At 56.4% G+C, this 4,934-nt stretch carries 3 protein-coding genes; all 3 read right to left on the bottom strand.

The features are described 5' to 3' along the window. A partial coding sequence (locus FBQ85_26440; protein ID MDL1878671.1) for a hypothetical protein occupies nucleotides 1–502 on the bottom strand: 502 nt, incomplete at its 3' end. 24 nt (nucleotides 503–526) lie between these two features. Continuing rightward, nucleotides 527–2,290, bottom strand: a complete 1,764-nt coding sequence (locus FBQ85_26445) for a hypothetical protein (GenBank protein ID MDL1878672.1) — start codon at nucleotides 2,288–2,290, stop codon at nucleotides 527–529. A 272-nt stretch (nucleotides 2,291–2,562) separates the two neighbouring features. Then, on the bottom strand, nucleotides 2,563–3,504 hold the full coding sequence (locus FBQ85_26450) for a hypothetical protein (GenBank protein MDL1878673.1): 942 nt from the start codon (nucleotides 3,502–3,504) through the stop codon (nucleotides 2,563–2,565). Between the last annotated feature and the right edge of the window lie 1,430 nt (nucleotides 3,505–4,934).

Here is a 4,934-nt window from a genome sequence, read left to right on the forward strand (position 1 = left end):
GCACCGGAACAGCACCGACTAATTCTACAGCGGCTACCGTGCCAACGGCGGTATGTCCGGTGGTGATGACTTCATCCCCGCGCTTGAGCGGCAGGCCGTTGCAGACGATGGCGATGCCCTCGGTGGCGTTGCGCATGTAGGCCAGCTCTTCGGGCTTGCAGCCGAGAATTTGCCCGGCTTTGGATTTGATGTCATGCCACAGCTCTTCGCTGTGCCCGGTTTCGCAAATGCGTTCCAGCTCGGTGATTTTGTTCTTCACCGCCTCGATGACAACGTAGGGTGAGGCCCCCAGTCCGCCGGTGTTGAGATAGATGCGCTCGTGCGTGAGTGGAAATTGCTCGCGCACCATGGCCCAAAAGGCTTCATCACGCGGTTCAATTGCGCGAGGGGCGGAAGCAGCCATCACAGCATCGAACAGAGACGAAGACTTTTTTAAAGCAGATAACCCGAACAAACCTGTCAGAGTCTGTCCCGCGGTTTTGATAAATTTTCGCCTGTGCATGGAAACGAGTCTTCTAAAAGTTCCTTATTCAACCCATTCTGCTATTTTTAGTGTGTTAAAATCCAACACCCGCCGCAGTTTGCTATAACGCAACTCCAACTTGCGGCTGCCCTTGTCCGCGTGCATGAACGGCCCGTCGAACAACGGCCAGTTCTCATAATCAACGGCCACGCCATTCACACGCGGCGTTTCAGCGTAGGTGAATTCCATTTGCGCCCCGCGCAACGAGGTGAAGCGCACGCTGGGCTTGGGCTGGGTTACCGCTTTCAGTGGCAGCGCTTTCACAGCGCGCTGGAATGCCTCGAATGAAGCATAATCTTCTGCCGGCGCGACTTGCACGATGGCGCCGTTTTTGAGCTGCTTGCTGAGCAACCGCCAGTCACCGTCTTGATCCTTCTGCCATTCATATTTCGCCAGCGGGTAAAATGCGATCAAAGCCTCCCCGCCTTGCGCGAAAATCCAGCCCGACTTGTCTTCTTCGCGGCGTGACAAATCCTTCGAGAAAAAGCCGGCAAAAAGCGGGAAGCGTGTGTCGGGGGGAATATCGCATAAAGTGATCAAAGCATCTTCGTATTGAAACACTTGTTCGTGCGGCGAGCCGCCGGTCCATTTGTCGGGCGAGTCATAGGTGGTTTTTGAGCGCACCACCAACTCGGTGATCGGCCCGAGATGTTCGGCGAAGTACATGCCTAACTCAACAGGGGAGGAGTAGGGATGAATGGTGAAAAAGGTATTGTGCTTGCCGCGCGGATCATCAACCGCCCAGGTGAGATCCCAAGTGTGCTGCTGAATCGGCTGCAGCAATCCGCCCTGACTGGAGCCCAGTGCGTATTCTTTGCGCATGTAGGAGTATTTGTAAACTGGCGCGTTCTTCATCTCGCTGAAACGAATGCGATGGCGCGTGCGCTTGCGCTCTTTGTGAACGTAGGGCGTGGCACGATCAGTGCCAATGTCGTGAATGATTTCGGGCGGCAGATAGCCGCTCATCGCGAGAATCGCTGCTTCGCCGGTGGGGCGGAAGGGGGTGTTGCCCCACAGCAGCCAGGCAAAAGCCGAGGAGCCCACATCCCACTGCTCTTTCACCTGCTTGGGGTACGTGCGGCTGTGCGCACCGGTGTAGAGGCCGTTGAGGTTGTCCACCGCAAAATCCGCCAGAATCCATTCCAGCATCATGGCGGCGCGTTGTTTCATTTCCGGGTCTTCGGCCCAGGCGTAAAGCTGGGCCATGGGCACGACAAACACGCCGAAGTAATCCGGTGAGTCGTATTCGCCCTGGCCGATGGTGGTGGCGATATCCATCCAATGAATTAAATATTCACGCGCCTCTGCATACGTTTCCTGCGAGCTGCGGCCGTTGTACCAGCGCTCGCCCGGCTCGTTGGGATACATTTGCGTGATGAGATAAAGTGCGGTGTAGTACATCGCCCAATGATTCTCGGTGTCGCCGCGATAGGGATGATAGGTGCGCCACATCTCGCGCATGCGTTGTTGATACTCTGGCGGCAGATTGTGCCGGCCGGCGTAGGTAACGGTGATGAAAGGGTACATCCAGAACATGTCGCCCGAGGGTTTTTGCATCAAGGTATCGAGGCGGGCAAGTACCCACGGCATGTCCTGGTTGCGGTGCAAGCGCGCGGCAATCTCAATGTACCCGCCGCGGCTGAGGTCGCTGGCGGGCGTGGCTTGCGCGTAGTAGCGGATCAACGAATCGGCGCGCGTTTGATAGGCGTGCACTTGCTCAGCGCGGTTGAGGCGCGCTTGGCTGTAGGCGGTGGTTGAAATTGTCATGGCCATGAGAATGGCGGCGGAATATGTTATTGTGTTCAGGAAAAAGCTTGAATTTCTGGTCATGGATTTCATGGCAATATCCAAATAGGATTTGGGAGGCGCTGTTGGGCAGCAAGTGTCTCTATGCTAAACTAAAAAGAACCCTCATAAGCGCTTTGCCCAGTGCTTCACAGGGTTCCTTCGGAATGACAGTCTGAAGTGTGAAGCATCGGGCGTTAGGTTGCAGTTGCGCAAGGCAATTCCATCAAAAGGCAATGTAACAGAACTTGGAGTTACTTCGTCTGCAGAAAAACCAAATCAAACACAATTGCGCCGTGCATGCCGGCATCCTGCCAGGTGCGGCCGAAATCATCCGAATAAAAAACGCCCTCCTCAAAAGTCGCGACCCACAATCTTCCTGCCTGATTCACATCGAACGCGGTTTCATAGCAATTGCGCACCGGCAATCCCGCGCTGCGATCCTGCCAGGTGGCGCCGCCATCGATACTCACCATTACGCCGGCGCCCCAACCCACGGCCGACATGTTTTTCGGATTGCGCGGGTCGATGCCCACCGCATAAATCACGGCTTGCGCCAGGCCGCCCTTGGCAAACTGCCAGGTGTTGCCATTATCCTGCGACAGCAATACGCCGCGATCCTGGGTTGCGGCCAGCCAAACATTCGGCGCTGAGGCGGCCTGTTCGAGATCAAGAATTGTGACTTCTGGTGGGCCAACTAAAGACCAGTTGGCTGCGCCATCAGCGGAAAGATACAATCCGCCTTCAGTGCCGGCAAGCAGGCGGCCGGCTTGGGCACGATCGACTCTGACACTCTGGGTGAATTTTTTCGACAAACCGGTGTTGGTTTCCTGCCAGGTTTCGCCGCCGTCTTTGGTGGCCCAGATGCCATAGGCCGTAGCAAGATAAACATGCTGCGGGGCATTGGGATCGACGCAAATGTCCTGCGTTTCCGTAACGCGCCAATCAGTCGTCATGCGCCAGGAGTTGCCGCCGTCACGCGTGCGTGCCGAGCCGCTGCCGCAGGCAAGATAGATAATCGCCGGATTGTTGGGATCCTGCGTGATCGCGCTGACGCGCGGCATGTTCCAACCCATGTGCGTCCAGATTTGATCGCCGTCGTAGCGATGCAAGCCGCTCGCCGCCAGCTTGGAGCCGACGACATAGCCTTTGGATTTCACCAGGCCGGCATAGAGTTTCAGTTGAGTTTGTGCCATGACCGGGAGAGAGAGAAGGATAAGAAATAAACTGCCCGCCAGCAGAAAGCTTGCGGGTTGCCTCACGTACTTGAAGTTTGACATAACTAGACGCTCTCAAATTGAATGATCACCTCTGCCGTATTCGCCACTGTACCTTTCACCTCGACATAGTGACTCGTCTCCACTTCGTGATTTTCGAATGCCACGGCCTCGCCATTCCAGCGCACAACACGGGCCCGACTGTTGCCCGGCAGCAGGGCATGTAACTCCACATGGGAACCGGACGCCGCGAGTTGCATCTGCAACATGCCCTCCTGCAAATGATAGCGATAGCCGAACGTAGCGCCCGAGGCGGCATAGCCAACTTTGATTTCACCCTGCTTTTCTTCGGTGGCGGCCCAGCGCGGCGCGCAGCGCACCCGCCGGAACGAATGCTCCAAATCCTGAATGCCGCATAAGCCTTCAATAAAAGCATACAACATGGCTGAAGAGCCCCAGCCATCGGTGGGCATGGCATCGGGGCTGGTACTGGTTTCGATTGATGACGCCGTGCCATCGGGGAAATACCAAAGATAGGTTTCGCCGCTGTCGGCAATCATATTCCGATAAAGTTCGAGCGTCTTGTAGCCGAAGTCTTCGAACCCATGTTCAAAGGCAGCGCGGGCCAACTCGCCGCCGCAGAGCGGGAAAATGCCGCCGTTGATGTACGCGCCCGGCACGAGTATTTCGTCGCCAAAAATGCCGCCGGGAAACGCGGGATCGATGCCGTACCAGGGCGCAAAGGCTCTGACAGTTTGCTGCCGGCGTTGATATTCATTGATAATCGCCACGGCGATCGCGTGCGTGGCCATGCCGCGATTGATGGCCATGGGATTGCTCATGCTCAGTTGCGCGGCCTCATCCACGCCCGCAATCGTCACTGGCGTGAGTTTGAAGAAATGGGTGTAGAAGCGGCCGTTGAAGAGCAGGGCATTGGCGCGGTTGCGTACGCCAGCAGCCGTTTCCGCCCAGCGCGCCGCGCTTTTTTCATCACCAAGATGATGATGCAGCTTTGCGAGCAATTCTGCCGCTTCACAAAAGCCGCTGTTGTCGCCGTGAAAAATGCCCCAATAGGTTTGATCGGTAATCTGAAAATTCAGCCACGGCGAGCGGCCGGCGGTGTAATCAAAGTCCCAGGTATCGATGGTGTAGGGTCGCTGCACGAGTTGATGCTCTTGATTCCAGCGCAAGGGTGACGACATCATGTAGTGCAGGGCGCGTTCCAATTGCGGCAAAAGTTGCGCGATCCATTCGTCATCACCGGTGGCTTGCCAGGCAAGGTAGGCCGCCTTCACGAAGCGATATTCAACATCGGCTTCCACCGGCACGCGCACCCATTTCTCCCAATTCTCGCGCTCGCCGGGAAGTTTTTCCGGGAAGATGGTGACGTAGTCGAAAATGCGGCCGTT

This window comes from Cytophagia bacterium CHB2 (assembly GCA_030263535.1).
Lineage (GTDB): Bacteria > Zhuqueibacterota > Zhuqueibacteria > Zhuqueibacterales > Zhuqueibacteraceae > Coneutiohabitans.

Excerpts from the sequence above, each read along its gene's own strand:
- FBQ85_26445 (MDL1878672.1), bottom strand. The coding sequence starts at position 2,290 with ATGACAATTTCAACCACCGCCTACAGCCAAGCGCGCCTCAACCGCGCT.
- FBQ85_26450 (MDL1878673.1), bottom strand. The coding sequence starts at position 3,504 with ATGGCACAAACTCAACTGAAACTCTATGCCGGCCTGGTGAAATCCAAA.